Source organism: Oceanobacillus timonensis (assembly GCF_900166635.1).
Classification (GTDB): Bacteria; Bacillota; Bacilli; order Bacillales; family Amphibacillaceae; genus Oceanobacillus; species Oceanobacillus timonensis.
Genome location: NZ_LT800497.1, coordinates 2,808,669 through 2,826,076, shown reverse-complemented (window position 1 = coordinate 2,826,076; position 17,408 = coordinate 2,808,669). Strand labels below are relative to the sequence as shown.

Annotated in this window: 21 protein-coding genes; all 21 read left to right on the top strand. The window is 40.3% G+C overall.

Annotated elements, in window-relative coordinates; all coding sequences use genetic code 11:
• The first annotated feature begins 26 nt into the window (after positions 1 to 26).
• Positions 27 to 1,859: a flagellar hook-length control protein FliK gene (locus tag B7E05_RS13850; RefSeq protein WP_080874755.1), complete on the top strand. Its 1,833-nt coding sequence runs from the start codon at positions 27 to 29 to the stop codon at positions 1,857 to 1,859.
• 39 nt (positions 1,860 to 1,898) lie between these two features.
• The gene (gene flgD / locus B7E05_RS13845) at positions 1,899 to 2,411 is read left to right on the top strand and encodes a flagellar hook assembly protein FlgD (protein ID WP_342745000.1); all 513 of its coding nucleotides are present in this window, start codon (positions 1,899 to 1,901) and stop codon (positions 2,409 to 2,411) included.
• Entirely contained in the window at positions 2,411 to 2,776 is a 366-nt protein-coding gene (locus tag B7E05_RS13840; RefSeq protein ID WP_080874754.1) for a TIGR02530 family flagellar biosynthesis protein, read from the top strand. Before flgD ends, B7E05_RS13840 begins: the two co-directional genes overlap by 1 nt.
• 87 nt (positions 2,777 to 2,863) lie before the next feature.
• Positions 2,864 to 3,658 (top strand): flagellar basal body rod protein FlgG, encoded by a 795-nt coding sequence (flgG, locus tag B7E05_RS13835; RefSeq protein ID WP_080874753.1) that lies wholly within the window; start codon positions 2,864 to 2,866, stop codon positions 3,656 to 3,658.
• 58 nt (positions 3,659 to 3,716) lie between these two features.
• Positions 3,717 to 3,935 (top strand): flagellar FlbD family protein, encoded by a 219-nt coding sequence (locus tag B7E05_RS13830; protein WP_080874752.1) that lies wholly within the window; start codon positions 3,717 to 3,719, stop codon positions 3,933 to 3,935.
• Positions 3,928 to 4,347: a flagellar basal body-associated protein FliL gene (gene fliL, locus B7E05_RS13825; protein WP_080874751.1), complete on the top strand. Its 420-nt coding sequence runs from the start codon at positions 3,928 to 3,930 to the stop codon at positions 4,345 to 4,347. Before B7E05_RS13830 ends, fliL begins: the two co-directional genes overlap by 8 nt.
• A gap of 33 nt (positions 4,348 to 4,380) precedes the next feature.
• Positions 4,381 to 5,370, top strand: a complete 990-nt coding sequence (fliM, locus tag B7E05_RS13820) for a flagellar motor switch protein FliM (RefSeq protein ID WP_080874750.1) — start codon at positions 4,381 to 4,383, stop codon at positions 5,368 to 5,370.
• Entirely contained in the window at positions 5,360 to 6,613 is a 1,254-nt protein-coding gene (gene fliY / locus B7E05_RS13815; RefSeq protein WP_080874749.1) for a flagellar motor switch phosphatase FliY, read from the top strand. The genes fliM and fliY overlap by 11 nt, the downstream gene beginning before the upstream one ends.
• A gap of 28 nt (positions 6,614 to 6,641) precedes the next feature.
• A complete protein-coding gene (locus tag B7E05_RS13810; RefSeq protein WP_080874748.1) occupies positions 6,642 to 7,004 on the top strand; it encodes a response regulator in 363 nt (120 codons plus the stop codon).
• A 178-nt stretch (positions 7,005 to 7,182) separates the two neighbouring features.
• Positions 7,183 to 7,857: a flagellar biosynthetic protein FliO gene (locus B7E05_RS13805; RefSeq protein ID WP_143833238.1), complete on the top strand. Its 675-nt coding sequence runs from the start codon at positions 7,183 to 7,185 to the stop codon at positions 7,855 to 7,857.
• Positions 7,850 to 8,515: a flagellar type III secretion system pore protein FliP gene (fliP, locus tag B7E05_RS13800; protein WP_080874746.1), complete on the top strand. Its 666-nt coding sequence runs from the start codon at positions 7,850 to 7,852 to the stop codon at positions 8,513 to 8,515. Before B7E05_RS13805 ends, fliP begins: the two co-directional genes overlap by 8 nt.
• Before the next feature lie 51 nt (positions 8,516 to 8,566).
• Positions 8,567 to 8,836, top strand: coding sequence for a flagellar biosynthesis protein FliQ (fliQ, locus tag B7E05_RS13795; protein ID WP_080874745.1), 270 nt, complete (start codon positions 8,567 to 8,569; stop codon positions 8,834 to 8,836).
• Between the two features lie 9 nt (positions 8,837 to 8,845).
• Positions 8,846 to 9,625, top strand: coding sequence for a flagellar biosynthetic protein FliR (fliR, locus tag B7E05_RS13790; RefSeq protein WP_080874744.1), 780 nt, complete (start codon positions 8,846 to 8,848; stop codon positions 9,623 to 9,625).
• A 1-nt stretch (position 9,626) separates the two neighbouring features.
• The gene (gene flhB / locus B7E05_RS13785; RefSeq protein WP_080874743.1) at positions 9,627 to 10,715 is read left to right on the top strand and encodes a flagellar biosynthesis protein FlhB; all 1,089 of its coding nucleotides are present in this window, start codon (positions 9,627 to 9,629) and stop codon (positions 10,713 to 10,715) included.
• Positions 10,716 to 10,727: 12 nt separating this feature from the next.
• A complete protein-coding gene (gene flhA / locus B7E05_RS13780) occupies positions 10,728 to 12,761 on the top strand; it encodes a flagellar biosynthesis protein FlhA (protein WP_080874742.1) in 2,034 nt (677 codons plus the stop codon).
• Positions 12,758 to 13,870, top strand: a complete 1,113-nt coding sequence (gene flhF, locus B7E05_RS13775; protein ID WP_080874741.1) for a flagellar biosynthesis GTPase FlhF — start codon at positions 12,758 to 12,760, stop codon at positions 13,868 to 13,870. The genes flhA and flhF overlap by 4 nt, the downstream gene beginning before the upstream one ends.
• Complete coding sequence (locus tag B7E05_RS13770) at positions 13,867 to 14,706, top strand: MinD/ParA family protein (protein ID WP_080874740.1); 840 nt, start codon at positions 13,867 to 13,869, stop codon at positions 14,704 to 14,706. The genes flhF and B7E05_RS13770 overlap by 4 nt, the downstream gene beginning before the upstream one ends.
• 4 nt (positions 14,707 to 14,710) lie before the next feature.
• The gene (locus tag B7E05_RS13765) at positions 14,711 to 15,781 is read left to right on the top strand and encodes a protein-glutamate methylesterase/protein-glutamine glutaminase (protein ID WP_080874739.1); all 1,071 of its coding nucleotides are present in this window, start codon (positions 14,711 to 14,713) and stop codon (positions 15,779 to 15,781) included.
• A 19-nt stretch (positions 15,782 to 15,800) separates the two neighbouring features.
• Complete coding sequence (locus B7E05_RS13760; protein ID WP_080874738.1) at positions 15,801 to 16,280, top strand: chemotaxis protein CheW; 480 nt, start codon at positions 15,801 to 15,803, stop codon at positions 16,278 to 16,280.
• Complete coding sequence (locus tag B7E05_RS13755) at positions 16,280 to 16,915, top strand: chemotaxis protein CheC (protein ID WP_080874737.1); 636 nt, start codon at positions 16,280 to 16,282, stop codon at positions 16,913 to 16,915. The genes B7E05_RS13760 and B7E05_RS13755 overlap by 1 nt, the downstream gene beginning before the upstream one ends.
• Before the next feature lies 1 nt (position 16,916).
• On the top strand, positions 16,917 to 17,408 hold the full coding sequence (locus B7E05_RS13750; protein ID WP_080874736.1) for a chemotaxis protein CheD: 492 nt from the start codon (positions 16,917 to 16,919) through the stop codon (positions 17,406 to 17,408).

Here is a 17,408-nt window from a genome sequence, read left to right as displayed (position 1 = left end):
AGCACAGCTTGAAGGGAGGTGAAATAATGCAAGCGGCAAGGTTAAATATAACGGATTTTCCATCTTCTAATCAGGCATCTGCAAAAACAGAGATAAAGCAAGATTCTCATTTCGGAGAATTATTACTACGACAAACGGAACCGTTCCCGAGTTTGAAAGATAAGGTGCAGCCGCAGCAAGGCAAGGAACAACAGCTTGCGGAAATGTATGAAAATCTGGAAGAAATACTTCCGGATGAAGTGATGGCGATTTTGAAGGAAAATGAATTCCTGCAAGAAGAAGTAGCTGCTATTATCATGCAGGAAGCTGCTTCACAACAAGAGGCGCGTTCAACGGAGGATGACGAGCAGCAATTACTTCTCGAAAAATTGCTCAACAGGCACTTGTCCTCAAAAAATCAAGTCAATCAAATAGATGTAACAACGGATGCGAAAGCAGATGAAAAAGCTGCCGCAGATATTTATAACGAAATGATCAATCTGCTAAAAGATATTGAAAAAACGGCAGATATAGATGACGTAGCTGGCAAACTGGCAAATTTGCTGCAAGATTGGGAGGCATTTTTCCAAAAGAATCCGGATTTAGATAAGGAAAATATGCTGGATAAGATACAGCAGCAAATACAAAGCGCAGATTCATCTCCTTTTGATCAGACGATACATCAAATGGCATGTTCATTACTGGCTGGCGATTTATCAAAGCGTGGTGAACATCTTGATAACTTGGACGCTGACAGCGTGTTACAAGATTTACAACAGGTTATATCAGAACTTGATCCGGCCGAAGCGAAACATATAATGGAACAGATTACGAAGCAGTTGACAGAGTCAGGTCTCCTAGACGAAGAGCTGCTGGAAAGTATGGCGTTTAACGAAGGGCAAGCTGATTCTTTAAAAGCAAATATACAGCAAGTGCTGGATGTGATAAACCGGCAAATACAAACTGCAGAGCCAAGCGTTGCAGAGCAGGTAATGAAGCAAATCGCCAAGCTGTTGCAAGCATATCGTCAACCGGAGCAAGCGGAAAACCAAGTAAAACAAGCGATGGAACAATCCGCATCAGCCATGATGTCATCCCGGCAAGCATCTGCGGGAGATATAGAAGGAATGCAGCGATTAGAAGCAAGAATAGCCACATGGCTGCAGTCGGCTTTCAAAGAAGTATCTCCGGGAGTTATCAAGCAGAACGGGCATATGAATGGTACAAGTCAAACAGATACAAATAATGAAGCGGAATACCGCCAACCGGTAAAAGAAGACATGGTGCATCGTACGGAGGCTAAATTGGCAGCATGGCTGCAAACTTCTTTTCAAGGTACATCATCAGCCGGGCTGAAGCAGGAAAGTCTGCCGATTTCAAAAGTGGAACAATTTATCATCCATATGGGACAGTCGGATACAGCGAAAGGTTTATCCGGGAAAGAATTGATTGAAAAGATGGAAACGATTGTGCAAAGCCAGCGTCTCCAAGGATTTGCGCGTGGACAAAACCCGATAGCTATTCAGTTAAGACCGGAAAATTTAGGAGATATGACCATTCGTTTTGTGCAGACAAATGGAGAATTGACTGTACAGATGCTCGTTTCTTCCAAAGCAGTGAAGGAAGTACTGGAATCGAACCTGCATCAGCTGAGAAATATGTTTTCACCGCATCAAGTATCGGTGGAAAGACAGGATAATTTGGCTGCTTCCCAAACAGACGCGTCGAAAAGTTCGAAGGAAAATCAAAATGAACAGCAGCAATCAGGACATGAAGAAGCATCTTCTGAATCCGGTGAACAGGAGCCAGCCCCTGATACGGAGTCATTTGAATCGTTTATGGAGCAGTTACTATCTCAAAATATAGAAGAACAGGTTTAATCATGGAGCAAGTTATACAGACAAACTATTTGAAAGGCGGTGACAATCATCACTTCTGTTGACACATCTTTATACTTAAGTAATCAGCCAAAAGAAAGAGAACCTTCTCCGGAATTGGGAAAAGACGAATTTTTGGAACTATTGGTAACGCAAATGCAAAACCAGGATCCGACGAATTCCATGGATGAATCGGAGTTTATTGCACAAATGGCAACTTTCTCTTCTCTGGAGCAAATGATGAATATGTCTAATTCGATGGACCTTTTAGTAAACAACCAGCTCGTATCGCCAGCTATCCAGTATAGTCATATGATTGGGGAGACGGTGAATTACAGAACATTTGATGAAGAAACTGGAGAAGTAGCTGGTGTTGACACAAATGAAATTGTTTCGGTATCTGAGCAGGATGGATGGGCTGTTTTCCATTTAGATAATGGCAAAAAAATCTATGCTGATTCAGTGGTGGAAGTTGGAACAGCAGCAAACGAAGCGGATAATGAATCAGAAAATGATACAGCAGGCCCTGTAGGGAATGAGGAAGGAGAAGAATAATGGTTCGCCCTATTCAACCTATCATACCACCTATATCGCAGGAACAGCATATGCCAAAAGCGCAGCCATCCAAAAGGAATACTTCCTTTGGAGAGATGCTTCAACAACAGCAGGAATTGACTGTCAGTAAACATGCTGCAGAACGGATGCAAGATCGGAATATTCACTTGAGCAAGCAGGAATGGCAGTCTATACAGGATAAAGTAAAAGAAGCAAAACAAAAAGGGGTCAAAGATGCCCTGGTTGTTGTTGACGGGAATGCCATGGTAGTCAGTGTGAAAAACAATACTATTGTTACGGCACTGAATCAAAATGAGGCAGATAAAAAAATATTTACAAATATTGACGGAACGATTTTACTATAAGTTCAAACAAGCCGGACCCTTTACGGGAAGCTTGTCACCGTGGATTGACAGAAGCGGTCAAATTAAAAGAAAAAAGGGGAAATAATCATGTTACGATCCATGTATTCAGGTATTTCAGGAATGAAAAATTCACAGACCAAATTAGATGTTATCGGGAATAATATTGCTAACGTAAATACAGCTGGCTATAAAAAAGCGAATATTAATTTTCAGGATATGCTGAGCCAGACAACATCCGCAGCACAAGGAGCCGGAGCTGAACGGGGCGGCATCAACGCATCTCAAGTTGGTCTTGGATCTCAGGAAGGCGCCATTTCAAATACGCATACCCAAGGGTTTATGCAAACAACAAATAATCCATTAGATTTTGCAATAGAAGGAGATGGAATGTTTGTCGTGCAGGGAGATGGTAATGATTACTATACACGTGCCGGCAATTTTTACCTGGATGATAATGGAGATGTCGTCAATGCAGATGGTTATTATTTACAATCTACCGGCGGAAATAATATCAATATTCCGGACAATGCAGAGAGCTTCAGTGTAGAACCGGATGGAACGGTGACTTATATTGATGGAAATGATAACAATCAACAAGCTGGACAAATTGCATTAGCTAATTTTTCGAACCCATCGGGATTAGAAAAAGTCGGAGGTAGTTTGTATGCAGCTACGGATAATGCTGGTGAGCCGGATTTAGGTGCACCGGGTGGAGCAAATGGTACAGGAGAAATTGTTAGCGGCGCCTTAGAAATGTCCAACGTGGATTTGTCGGAAGAATTCACAGAAATGATTACTGCACAGCGTTCATTTCAGGCAAATACAAGAATTATTACAACCTCGGATGAGATTTTGCAAGAGCTTGTTAATCTAAAACGATAAGCAAGGGAGGGTAAGGGGCGAACCTGAACCAGTATTATCAGGATCGCCCTGGTAACTTATGATTAAATTAACCCGATTAAATAATGAATCTTTTGTTCTGAATGCCATTATGATTGAGCAGGTACAGGCTTATGCAGATACAAGCATTTCTTTACTAAATGGAAAAAAAGTATTTGTCAAAGAAAGTGAAGAAGAAATTATTAAAAAGGTGACAGATTTTTATCATCAGATTGGCTTCCCTGCGCTTCCATTAAAGGCAGGTGAAAAAGATGAGTAAGATAGTGAAGGTCGTGATGACATCTATTATTACATTACTTGTCGTTGTCGTGGCAACATTAATTATTGTTATTTATATAAATGAACCGGAAACAACATCCGGGGAACAATCGATTGATGACATGGTCAGTCATTCCTATGAAACATCAGAGGTGACAACAGACATAATGGATAACAGGTATGTTCAAGTGCAATTTCAAGTCATTACAGATGATAATGATGCCATCGATGAATTGGAAAAAAGAGATTTTCAGATTACCAATTTACTAATTAAAGAATTGGCCGTTATGGATGAAGATGAATTTCAAACAGGACTTGATGACCTGGAAGATACACTAAAGACAAATTTAAATGAAATGATGACAGAAGGAACGGTTACCGAAGTATATACCATTAAAAAGATACTTCAATAGATGATAACTCCTGTCAGGAGGTGACCAGATTTTATGGATGAGGTATTATCACAAAATGAAATTGATGCCTTGCTATCAGCGATAACATCAGGAGAAATGGATGCGGAAGAATTGAAAAAGGAAGAAGATGAAAAAAGAATCCGCGTATATGATTTTAAGAGAGCATTACGTTTCTCAAAAGACCAGATACGCAGTATTGCAAGACTGCATGAGAATTATGCGAGGTTGCTGACAACCTTTTTTGCCACGCAGCTCAGAACATATGTGAATATTACGGTTACCTCTGTTGATCAAGTACCCTATGAGGAATTTATACGATCCGTACCAAAGCCGACAGTTCTGAACATTTATAGCTTACAGCCATTAGACGGAAATTTAATCATGGAAGTCAATCCTAATATTGCATTTGCATTATTGGAGCGGCTGCTTGGCGGGAATGGCTCTACCGGTTCAAAATCAAGCAGTCTGACAGAAATTGAAAAGATATTGCTCACTCAATTGTTTGAGAAGGCAGAAGGGAATTTAAAAGAAGCTTGGTCCTCTGTTACAGATATTGAACCTGTATTAGAGGAATTTGAAGAAAATCCACAATTCCTGCAAATCGTTGCACCGACGGAAACAGTCGTTGTTGTATCGCTATCAGCAATGATTGGGGAAGCTTCCGGGATGATTAACATCTGTATTCCTCATGTCATTTTGGAACCGATCATCCCCAAGCTCTCTGCGTCTTATTGGATGCAGACGAATAATAAAGATGAAAAAAGCATGCAAAGAATGTCGCAGTATCTGAAAAATACAGATGTCGAAGTAAAAGCCATTTTGGGTGAGACATCTATGAATATTGATGAATTTCTAAGATTTTCTGCCGGCGATGTAATTGCATTGGATCAAGCCATTGATTCACCGTTGAAAATGGCTGTGAACGATGAATTTAAGTTCCTTGTACAACCAGGTGAGTACCGGCATAAAATGTCTGTTCAAGTATTAGAGGAACTGAATGGGGTGATGGAAAATGATGAATGACGGCAAGCTGTCGCAAGAAGAAATAGATGCCCTGCTGAAAGTCCCTGAAGATAGTCAGGAGGACAACGAGCAGGAGCAGACAGAAGAAAAACCGTTTTTAACGGATGTAGAAAAAGATGCTTTAGGAGAAATTGGTAATATTTCTTTCGGAAGCTCTGCTACCACGTTGTCTACGCTTTTAAATCAAAAAGTGGAAATTACAACGCCGGCAGTTACGACAGTTGATAAGGAAGAACTAGAAAGCGAAGTTACGTTTAAACCTGTAAGTGTTCAAGTGAATTACATAAAAGGTTTTATAGGCAACAATGTGTTTTTCATTAAATCAGAGGATGCAGCGATCATTGCTGATATTATGCTTGGCGGCGATGGAACCAGCCCGGACGGAGAACTCAATGAAATGCATCTCAGTGCTGTTCAGGAAGCGATGAATCAGATGATGGGTTCAGCTGCTACAAGTATGTCCACTGTATTTAATAAGAAAATAGATATTTCTCCTCCTGAAATCATCCATGGATTGGATCAACAGAAAAAAGATCTTTTATTTGGAGAAAAAGTATATGTCAAAGTATTTTTCAAATTAATGGTAGGGGATTTAATCGATTCGAATATGGTACAGCTGGTTCCGCTGGACTTTGCCAAAGAATTAGTACAGCAATTAATGAATCCGACGCCTTCTGCCGAAGAAGAAGCTCCCAATCAAACGGAGCCGGAACACGCTCCCGTACAAGCATCGGAAGAAGAATCAGAACAAGCTTCGAAAAGCCAAGCTGCGGCCAGCCCGGATGCAAGTTCAATGGCGGTTTCAGAACCAGCAGCAGACCATCAGCCGACAGAACAACCTGTCAGCAGGGAAGCAGAGAATAATGGGTCAACGATTCAAAGAAACAATGATATTTTAGGCAGACCAAGTATGCAAAAATCAAACATCCAGGAAGCTGCATTTTCAAATTTCGAGCAGGCTCCGATCAATTATCAAGGCCAGCGTAATCTGGATATGTTAATGGATATTCCTTTACGGGTGACGGTTGAATTAGGCAGAACAAAGCAGTCTATTAAGGAAATCCTGGAAATGGGAGCAGGGTCCATTATTGAATTGGACAAACTGGCAGGCGAACCTGTAGATATTCTGGTAAATGAAAAATTGGTAGCTGAAGGAGAAGTCGTTGTCATTGATGAGAATTTTGGCGTCCGTGTAACAGACATTGTCAGCCAGACTGATCGAATTCAACATTTAAAGAAATAGATTTTTCAAATTGAAGGAGCGAGAAAAAATGGGTAAAAAGATATTAATTGTAGATGATGCAGCTTTCATGAGAATGATGATTAAAGATATTTTAACCAAAAATGATTTTGAAGTAGTTGGAGAAGCACAAGATGGCAATGAAGCGGTAGAAAAATATAAAGAACAACAGCCTGATTTGGTAACGATGGATATTACCATGCCGGAAAAAGATGGATTACAAGCCTTGAAGGAAATTCTTCAGATTAATCCGGATGCAAAAGTCATTATGTGTTCCGCAATGGGGCAGCAGGCAATGGTTATTGATGCTATTCAGGTGGGAGCAAAAGATTTTATTGTTAAACCGTTCCAGGCAGATCGTGTCATTGAAGCGATTCAAAAAGCACTCGGCTAAGAAAACTTGGTTCTTCACCAAAATCTATGGGTTACAAATGGCTATATTTTTTATTACAGCAACCGTTGCGGAAAAACACTATGCCGATTAGTTTCATTAACTTATTTATGAGATAACATCACCCATAGATTTTGGTACTAAACTGAAAAACTTCAATTTAAAAAGTGAGTTGACGAGATTGAAGAAGCAATCATGGTATCTCTACGCGCTGGGGGCAGGCATGCTATTTTTTCTGCTGCTTCCCATCAGCGTAGGTGCAGAAGCAAATGTGTTAGACTGCCTTGAAAATGACGAGGGGTGTAACGAAGAAGAATTAAATACAGATCAAGAACAACCGGAAGAAAATGATGAAGATATGATGATGGACAACAATGACAATGCATTTTTAGTTGAGGATGACTCAAATGATTCATCCATGGGCTGGCAAATTGTCCGCTTAGTTATTGGCCTGGCTCTTGTATTAGGCTTAGTTTACGTCGTCTTAAAGTTTTTAGGAAAAAAGAATGGATTTAACCAGCAGCCGGGTATTTTGCGTAATGTAGGCGGCGTGTCCGTCGGATCGAATAAATCCGTGCAAATTATCCGTGCAGGAAACAAATATTATCTAATCGGGGTTGGAGATAACGTGGAGCTATTAGAAGAAATCGATGACCCTGAAAGCATAGAACAATTGCTGAATCAATCGACAGAAAAAGGGACAGATGCTTTATCTTTCTTTTCAAAAGGAAAAAAAGCAGAAAGCGATCCGTTATCCAATGCGTCTTTTAATCAATTACTGAACAGGGAATTGAAGTCGATTCGTAAAAATCGCCAGGATCTGATTCAGAAACATAAGGACGATGTCCATGAATGAATTTATAGATATATTTTCAAGCTCTGATCCGACAAATGTAGCTATGTCTGTAAGGCTGCTCTTGTTATTAACCATATTCTCCTTAGCTCCGGGAATTTTGATATTAATGACAAGTTTTACACGCATTATTATTGTTTTGTCATTTGTACGTACATCATTGGCTACACAGCAGATGCCTCCTAATCAGGTGTTAATCGGTATTGCTCTATTCATGACGTTTTTTATCATGGCTCCGACTTTTTCGGAAGTTTATGAAGAAGGTCTATCTCCACTTTTTGCAGAGGAGATTACACTGGATGAAGCGTATGAAAATGCAAGTGTCCCGTTAAAAGAATTTATGGCACAGCATACGAGACAGAAGGATTTGCAATTGTTCCTGAATTACACAGAGGCAGAACCGCCGGAAACAGTACAGGATATTCCGTTAACTACCTTAGTTCCTGCATTTGCTATCAGTGAGTTAAAAACAGCATTTCAAATGGGGTTTATGGTTTTCATTCCATTTTTAATTATTGACATGGCCGTAGCAAGTATTTTGATGTCTATGGGAATGATGATGTTGCCGCCGGTAATGATTTCATTGCCGTTTAAAATATTATTATTTGTCTTGGTGGATGGTTGGTATTTGATTACGCAGTCTCTACTCGGCGGTTTTTAACATGTATTGGAAGTGCTGGACATTCAGGATGTACTGGAAGGAGTAGAATCAATGAGTAGTGAGTTAGTATTAACCCTGGCTGAACGGGGTATTTTTACCATTTTATTAATAACTGTCCCGTTGTTGCTGTTAGCTTTGGCAGTAGGTTTACTGGTAAGTATTTTTCAGGCAACAACGCAAATTCAAGAGCAGACATTGGCATTTATTCCTAAAATTTTGGCGGTGTTACTCGGCCTGGTATTTTTTGGACCGTGGATGTTAACGACCATTGTTGAATTTACTTCCAATCTGTATGTGAATTTAAATCAGTACATAGGGTAGTTGTGCGTAATGATTGAGATGATTAATTGGAACCTTGTTCCAGCATTTATGTTAATTTTTGTACGGCTTTTGACATTCTTTGTCATTATGCCTTTATTCTCTTATCGGTCTGTTCCGGTTCAATTTAAAATCGGAATCAGTTTTTTTCTGGCCATTATTTTAATATCAACCGTGGATATTGATCATGTTGCTTTAAATGATTTATATGTATTCTTGCTGGTAAAAGAAGCCCTGGTCGGGATTTGTATTGGACTGATAGCATTCATTCTGGTGTCGGCTATCCAGATTGCCGGTGGATTTATTGATTTTCAAATGGGTTTTGCCATTGCGAATGTGGTAGATCCGCAAACAGGTGCACAGAGTCCTTTGACAGGCCAATATTTTTATATTATTTCATTGTTATTTTTGTTATCCGTAGATGGCCATCATATGATTTTGAATGGCATGATGAACAGTTTTTCCTACATTCCATTAGATCAATTTATTCCTTTTGGCGAGGAAAGCATCATAGAATTCGTGTTAACCACTTTTAATACGATGTTCATTATTGCTTTTCAAATAGCTATCCCTATTGTCGGCTGTTTATTTTTAGTAGATGTGGCATTGGGAATCGTGGCCCGTACCGTACCGCAAATGAATGTATTTGTTGTCGGTCTGCCATTGAAAATATTAGTGAGTTTTATAGCGATTCTGGTATTTCTCGCTCTGTACGTCGGAATACTGCAATCCGTTTTTGAAGCGATGTTTCGGGTGATGGAGCAATTGATGGCTTTATTTGGAGGTGTTTAATGTGACATTAACATTAGACTTACAATTTTTTGCAGGTGAAAAAACAGAAAAAGCCACTCCAAAGAAAAGGCAGGATGAACGTAAAAAAGGACGTGTTGCTAAAAGTCAGGATATCAATACAGCCATTTTGCTGCTGGGCTGTTTTATCGGTTTATTTGTATTTGGCGGATATATCCTTGATTATATGTTGGCATTTTATCGAAAATCATTTACGGAATATATTCATTGGGATATAACCAATCATTCGATCCAAACCCTTTTTAATGATTCCGCCCTTCAAGCAGCTCTAATGGTTGCGCCGATTATGCTAATCGCAATTGTTTTTGGGGTTGCAGCTAATTTGCTTCAGGTTAAATTCTTATTTTCGACAGAGTCATTAAAGCCGGATTTAAAAAAAATAGATCCCATTAAAGGGGCTAAACGAATCTTTTCCATTCGTGCCCTGGTGGAATTTCTGAAATCGATGCTGAAAATTGCTTTAGTCGGTGCGGTAACATTTTCAGTAATTTGGATAAATAAAGACCAAATGCTGATGACGGCATTTCTGGAGCCGGAAGGAGCGTTAGGATTTTTTGCACAAGTTACTGCCATCATGGCTTTTGCAGCGATTGCTTTATTACTCTTTTTAGGTGTTCTGGATTATTTGTATCAAAAATATGATTTTGAGAAAAACATCCGTATGTCCAAACAAGATATTAAAGACGAGTATAAAAATGTCGAAGGGGATCCTTTAATTAAATCTAAAATGAAAGAAAAGCAGAGGCAAATCGCAACCAGAAGAATGATGAGTGAAGTTCCGGGAGCAGATGTGATTATTACCAACCCGACACATTATGCGATTGCAATTAAATATGATGAAACAAAGGCGGATGCTCCCTTTGTTGTTGCAAAAGGAACAGACAGTATTGCGCAGCGCATCAAAGAAATTGCAAAAGAGCACCATGTACATATGATCGAAAATCGTTCTCTGGCAAGGGCACTTTATGCAAGTACGGAATTGGATGAACGGATTCCCGAAGAATACTTTCAACCCGTGGCAGAAGTGCTTGCTTATGTGTACCAAATGGAGAAAAAAAGCGTAAGAAGTTAGGAGAGAATGGAAATGAAGTTCCGGGATATTGCGGTTCTCATAGGCGTTATACTAGTCATTATCATGCTGGTTATTCCTTTGCCTGGAGAACTTTTAAGTCTTTTCATATTAATTAATATTATACTTGCACTCGTTGTGATTTTAGTAGCAATGAATACAACGGAACCATTGCAATTTTCCGTATTTCCGACGTTGATATTGCTTCTGACACTATTCCGGTTAGCTTTAAATGTGTCCACCACCCGGGCCATTCTCTCTGAAGGTGATGCAGGAGGAGTTGTCGAAACGTTCGGCTCCTTTGTAATAGGGAATAACCCCTTAGTTGGGTTTGTTGTATTTGTCATTCTAGTGATTATTAATTTTATTGTTATTACGAAAGGTGCAGAACGTGTATCAGAAGTGGCAGCCAGATTCTCCCTTGATGGCATGCCCGGAAAACAGATGAGCGTTGACGCCGATTTAAATGCAGGTTTAATTACAGAAAGTCAGGCAAAAGAGCGCCGTGAGAAAATTGAAAATGAAGCTGATTTTCACGGTTCCATGGATGGGGCAAGTAAATTTGTCAAAGGAGATGCTATTGCAGGAATTGTTATTGTACTGATTAACATTCTCTTTGGAATGATTATTGGTGTTGTCCAGATGGGAATGTCCATGCAAGAAGCGGTTGATTTATTTATGAGACTGACTGTCGGGGACGGCCTGGTCAGCCAAATTCCTGCATTGCTTATTTCTACAGCAACAGGGATTGTTGTGACGAGGTCTGCCCGGGGAAGCAACTTAAGCTTTGATGTAACAGGTCAGCTGCTACAGTTTCCGAAACTGTTATATATTGCTGCAGGGGCTATTTTCCTCCTTGGACTGACACCGATTAATTTTTTCCTGACAACCCTGTTAGCTGCATTTTTAGCTTTTAGCGGCTATTGGATGGAAAGAAAGAGTACGGAACCGGAAGAGGTCACAGAAGAAGAGGAAGAAGAGTCCGAATCAACAGCACTCAAACAGCAGGAAAATGTTGTCGATCTGTTAAATATGGATCCGATTGAATTTGAATTCGGCTATGGATTGATTCCTTTGGCGGATACATCTCAAGGCGGTGACCTCCTGGACCGGGTTATTATGATACGGAGACAGCTGGCGATTGAGCTGGGACTGGTGATACCTGTCGTAAGAATCAGAGATAACATCCAACTGCAGCCGAATGAATATCAACTGAAGATAAAAGGGGATAAGGTTGCCAGCGGTGAACTCATGCTGAATCATTATTTAGCCATGGCTCCCGACTTTTTAGAGGATGATATAGAAGGTATTGAAACAAAAGAACCTGCATTTGGGCTGCCTGCAAAATGGATAAGTGAGGACATAAAAGATGAGGCAGAGTTATCAGGGTATACGGTAGTTGATCCTCCTTCTGTTGTATCGACACACCTGACAGAAGTGATTAAGAAACATGCATTTGAACTGTTGGGAAGGGAAGAAACAAAACAGCTTATCGATCACTTAAAAGAGTCGAACCCGATCTTAGTGGAGGAAGTAACGCCAGAGCCATTATCTGTTGGCGATGTTCAAAAAGTATTGGCAAAGCTTTTAAGAGAAGGGGTATCAATCCGGAATTTGCCGGTGATTTTTGAAACGTTGGCTGATTTTGCCAGGTTCACAAACGATACCGATGTGTTAGGTGAGTACGTCAGACAAGGATTAGCAGCTCAAATCACGAAAAGCTTTGTGAAGGATGATAGTCCGTTGAAAGTAATTACGGTTTCCGGGAAGATTGAAAAAGCCATTGCTGATCATATTCAACAGACAGAACATGGCAATTATTTAGCTTTAGAGCCGGATCAGCAACAGGAAATTGTGCAGGCCATTCATAAAGAGGCTGAAAAAGTTTCGCTGCAGGAGGAAACCATTATCATTATTTGTTCTCCAGCAGTGCGAATGTACTTGAAACAATTACTGGACCGGTTTTTACCGCAGGTTGTCGTATTGTCTTACAATGAATTGGAGCCGACAGTCGAGGTACAAAGTGTAGGGGTGGTGAATATCGGATGAAAATAAAAAAATACAAAGCGCCTTCTATGCCGGAAGTGATGAAGCAAGTGAGGAAGGATTTTGGTACTGATGCTGTGATTTTACAGTCCAGACAAATAAAATCAGGCGGTGTGTTAGGTTTCTTTAAAAAGAACTATATAGAAGTTGTTGCCGGATATGATCCGGATCCGGTCAAACCTTCTAATAAAACGGCTGTCAAAAAGGAAAAACCCGTCCTTAAAAAAGAAACAATTCAAGAAAATACAGCGGATGGTTCCCATTCAAAAGAGATGGAACAGGTTTATAAGCTGTTGGAAGCACAAAACAGGCAGCTGAAACTTCAATTAACACCAGAGGAACAATTGGTTTATGACAGTTTGACCAAGCAGGAAGTTCTTTCTGATATTGCTTTAAATATCGTGACGGAAGGAAATAAAGATGCCGTTTCCTCTGAGGGAGATACCGCAAATAGGTTGAAGGAAAACGTTAATAAACAATTAGCAAAACGCTTAGAACAACTGCAAACAGGATTTACTTATCCGCATCAAGTGATTCAGTTTGTCGGCCCAACTGGTGTAGGGAAAACGACAACCATTGCAAAAATTGCTGCACAAATGCAATTAACAGAGAATAAAAGCGTTGCACTTATCACCCTGGATACATACCGTATTGCAGCGGTTGAACAATTAAAAACATATGCCAAAATTCTCCATATACCTGTAGAAGTAGCCTATACTAAAAAAGAATACCAGGAATATATTGAACAGTTCCGGGATTATGATGTGATTTTAGTAGATACAGCGGGCCGGAATTATCGGGATGATGTGTATGTGAAAGATCTGGCGGACTGGATACACCCGGAAGAAGTAACCAATTACTTGGTTTTATCGATGACTGCCAAACCGAAAGATTTTCTGGACATTTATGGGAAATTTGATGCCATTGGTATCCATGGTCTGATCTTGACAAAACTGGATGAAACAGAGCAGTACGGAAATATTTTAAATGTCGTATTCCAATATCCGGATATCCGGATTGGTTATATGACGAACGGACAAGATGTTCCGGAGGATATGATACATCCAACTTTAAAGCAGCTGAAACATCTCATTACAGGTGATAAACAATGAGTTATGATCAAGCAGAAAAACTCCGGAATCAGCTCTCCTCTGACAGAATCGCAAAAACCATTGCGGTATGCAGCGGGAAAGGCGGGGTAGGAAAATCAAACTTTACCCTTAACTTTTCTATTAAACTGGCACAGGAAAATCAGCGCGTGCTGCTATTTGATTTAGACGTTGGCATGGGAAACATTGATTTACTTCTTGGTATGCAAACAGACAATTCGATTGCGGATGTTTTAAATAACCGGATTTCGATGCATGAGGCAATTGTAAAAAGTTCTTATGGGATGGACTATATTCCCGGGGGTTCCGGGCTTCTCGAATTTGTGGAGTTGGACAAGCATAAAAAAGCAATCTTTTACCAAGGCCTGGAAAAGCTGTTAAGAGAATATGATTATGTTCTGTTTGATATGGGAGCTGGCATGACCGAAACTGCGTTATTTTTTATTTTGGCAGCAGATGAATGTTTTGTAATAACAACGCCGGAACCGACCTCCATTACAGACGCATATGGAATGGTAAAGCACATTTTAACGAATCAGACGGATATGCCGATTTATACGATTTTAAACCGTTCAAGAAACAACGCTATTCTTGATAACTTTCATGCAGTTATTGACTCATTTTTAGATGGAGAAGCGCAAGGGCTGGGTTCTATACCTGAAGATGGGAATGTGATGAAAGCGGTGATGCATCAGAAGCCGTATACGATGTTGTATCCGAAAACGAAAGCATCAAAAGCGATCGATTTCATTCTGAAAACCTACGTAAACCGAGCTGATAGAACAGGACGTAAATCCGGCAGTTTCATAGAACGGATAAAACATTTCATGAAGGGGTGAAGGAATGACTCTAATTAATGTTCTTGTCGTAGATGATTCTGCATTTATGAGAAAGATGATTACAGAAATTTTAACAGAAGATGGCCGTTTTCATGTTGTTGGATCTGCTGTACACGGTGTAGACGGCGTAAATAAAGTAAAAAAGCTGCAGCCGGATGTGGTAACCATGGATGTACAGATGCCAAAGCTGGACGGTTTAGGAGCTTTAAAACAGATTATGGATGAAAACCCAGTTCCGGTTATTATGCTGTCCAGTGAAACAAAACAAGGAGCCGACTATACCATTCAGGCTATCTCGACAGGGGCGGTGGACTTTATTACAAAGCCGTCCGGAGCGATTTCATTAGATATAAAAAAGGTAGAACAAGAAATATGTGACAAGGTATATACAGCGGCAACGGTTAAGGTACATAAAAAAATCAATCATGCGGAAGAGCATAAGCCGATCGAAGCGATTCAAAAGCCGCTAACGATGCCCGTACCACCTGCTCTATCAACGAAAAGACTCCTGGCTATCGGAACATCTACCGGCGGTCCGAGAGCTTTGCAGAAAGTGATTACCGCTTTACCGAAAGATATCCGTGTTCCGATTGCCGTCGTACAGCATATGCCTCCCGGATTTACTGCATCGCTTGCGGAAAGGCTGAATCAGATTAGCAAGGTAGCCGTGAAAGAAGCAGAACATGGTGAATTAATGAAAAAGGGGACGGTCTATATTGCGCCAGGCGGCTATCATATGGAGGTGAAAAGCAGCGGGACGGCATTAATTGTTTCGTTAAATCAGCAGTCTCCGGATAATGGGCACCGTCCCTCTGTAAATACCTTGTTCCGTTCTTTATGTGCCCTTCGGAATTATCAGATTGTCACTTGTGTCTTAACAGGAATGGGAAATGACGGAACGCTTGGTTTAAAAGAACTGAAAAAAGCAAATGCCCATGTATTATCACTAGCAGAAACGGAAGAGACGGCAATTGTTTACGGCATGCCAAAATCTATTGTTAAGGAAGGACTGGCTGATTATCAAGTACCTTTAAATCAAATGGCGAGCCAGCTGAGTAACCTTGTTAACAAATAATTTGAAGGGATCGATTTGAATGACACAAGAACAATCAACTTCAGAAACACTGGAAAAAACAATTATTTTTGAGCTGAATGGCAGTGAATACGGACTGCCTGTGAATTTTGTAGAATCTATTGAGACAGCTTTGCCAATCACTCGTGTTCCGCATGAGAAAAACTATATCAAAGGAGTTATTAATCTGAGAGGGAAGGTTATTCCTGTCATCGATTTACGAATCCGGCTGGAAGGACAGCAGGAGCATAGCCGGGATGAGGATCAGATTATTATTACCAGAATAGAAGAGACACAGGTAGGTTTAATGATAGACAGCGCAGAGGATGTTTTAGATATCCCCGTCGATCTATTGGAAAATCCGCCAGAAACAATTGGTACTGTAAAAAAGGAATACATCCAGGCTATCGCACATCTGGATAACCGCTTGATTATCTTATTAAATATATATGCGTTATTACATTTAGAAGAAATAAAGACACAAGAAACGGATGATCGTTAATGGATGTTTTTAAACTGACGGGTTTTCAGAAAGATATTTTAAAAGAGGTAGGAAATATTGGCGCTGGAAATGCAGCAACATCCCTATCCCGGCTTCTGGAACAGAAGATTGATATGACGGTTCCCAATGTGGAGATTGCTGATTTTAATGAAGTGATTGCATTAGTCGGCGGGCCGGAGCAGCCGATTGTCGGTATTATGTTTCAGGTGGAAGGTGAAATAACGGGCGTGATGGCGATTGTTGTGGATATCGAAGAAGCAGAATACCTGGTGCAAAAATTGACTCATAATCAGGCGTTTCAATTATCTGAACAAACAAACGGTGCAGAATTAGAGATTGCGATGTCTGCATTAAGTGAAATTGGAAATATCTTAACAGGTTCTTACCTCACAGCTCTTTCCGACTTTACGGGAATGAACCTGCAGCCTTCCGTCCCGCATCTTGGAATGGATATGGCCGGAGCTATAATGACAATGGGATTATTAGAAATTTCTCAAGTAACAGATTACTGCATTATCATTGATACGGAAATCAGGCAAGAAGAAGAAGGACATGAACAAATTAGAGGCAATTTCTTATTTATTCCTGATCCGGACTCTTTTCAGAAGCTTTTTGCCAAATTAGGATGGAATTAATATGAGTGCGATGAAAACAATTGTAAATGTAGGTATTGCAGATACAAAAACGGTCCATGCGCCGGATACAATCCGTACTTTAGGCCTGGGTTCGTGTATCGGCACGGTGTTATATGATGAAAGACAAGGAATAGCAGGGTTATCCCACGTTTTGTTACCTGATTCCGGCCAAGCAAAGGCAGGAACTATAAACCCGATGAAATACGCGGATACAGCTATTCCTCAACTGATAGAAATGCTGCTGGAACTGGGAGCCGTCAGTATAAAAGCAAAGATGGCCGGAGGAGCACAAATGTTTCAAGTTGGTAAAGGAACCAGCTTTATGCGGATTGGCGATAAAAACATCGAAGCAGTTCAGGAAGCCCTCCGGAAATCAAATATTAAAATTGTTTCTTCGGATGTAGGCGGAAATTTAGGGAGAACCATTGAATTTGATCCAGTCACTTCTAAACTTTCTGTGAGGAAACGGAATCATGATATTTTTACCATTTAA

Excerpts from the sequence above, each read along its gene's own strand:
- B7E05_RS13850 (WP_080874755.1), top strand. The coding sequence starts at position 27 with ATGCAAGCGGCAAGGTTAAATATAACGGATTTTCCATCTTCTAATCAG.
- B7E05_RS13840 (WP_080874754.1), top strand. The coding sequence starts at position 2,411 with ATGGTTCGCCCTATTCAACCTATCATACCACCTATATCGCAGGAACAG.
- flgG (WP_080874753.1), top strand. The coding sequence starts at position 2,864 with ATGTTACGATCCATGTATTCAGGTATTTCAGGAATGAAAAATTCACAG.
- B7E05_RS13830 (WP_080874752.1), top strand. The coding sequence starts at position 3,717 with ATGATTAAATTAACCCGATTAAATAATGAATCTTTTGTTCTGAATGCC.
- fliL (WP_080874751.1), top strand. The coding sequence starts at position 3,928 with ATGAGTAAGATAGTGAAGGTCGTGATGACATCTATTATTACATTACTT.
- fliM (WP_080874750.1), top strand. The coding sequence starts at position 4,381 with ATGGATGAGGTATTATCACAAAATGAAATTGATGCCTTGCTATCAGCG.
- fliY (WP_080874749.1), top strand. The coding sequence starts at position 5,360 with ATGATGAATGACGGCAAGCTGTCGCAAGAAGAAATAGATGCCCTGCTG.
- B7E05_RS13810 (WP_080874748.1), top strand. The coding sequence starts at position 6,642 with ATGGGTAAAAAGATATTAATTGTAGATGATGCAGCTTTCATGAGAATG.
- fliP (WP_080874746.1), top strand. The coding sequence starts at position 7,850 with ATGAATGAATTTATAGATATATTTTCAAGCTCTGATCCGACAAATGTA.
- fliQ (WP_080874745.1), top strand. The coding sequence starts at position 8,567 with ATGAGTAGTGAGTTAGTATTAACCCTGGCTGAACGGGGTATTTTTACC.
- fliR (WP_080874744.1), top strand. The coding sequence starts at position 8,846 with ATGATTGAGATGATTAATTGGAACCTTGTTCCAGCATTTATGTTAATT.
- flhA (WP_080874742.1), top strand. The coding sequence starts at position 10,728 with ATGAAGTTCCGGGATATTGCGGTTCTCATAGGCGTTATACTAGTCATT.
- flhF (WP_080874741.1), top strand. The coding sequence starts at position 12,758 with ATGAAAATAAAAAAATACAAAGCGCCTTCTATGCCGGAAGTGATGAAG.
- B7E05_RS13770 (WP_080874740.1), top strand. The coding sequence starts at position 13,867 with ATGAGTTATGATCAAGCAGAAAAACTCCGGAATCAGCTCTCCTCTGAC.
- B7E05_RS13765 (WP_080874739.1), top strand. The coding sequence starts at position 14,711 with ATGACTCTAATTAATGTTCTTGTCGTAGATGATTCTGCATTTATGAGA.
- B7E05_RS13760 (WP_080874738.1), top strand. The coding sequence starts at position 15,801 with ATGACACAAGAACAATCAACTTCAGAAACACTGGAAAAAACAATTATT.
- B7E05_RS13755 (WP_080874737.1), top strand. The coding sequence starts at position 16,280 with ATGGATGTTTTTAAACTGACGGGTTTTCAGAAAGATATTTTAAAAGAG.
- B7E05_RS13750 (WP_080874736.1), top strand. The coding sequence starts at position 16,917 with ATGAGTGCGATGAAAACAATTGTAAATGTAGGTATTGCAGATACAAAA.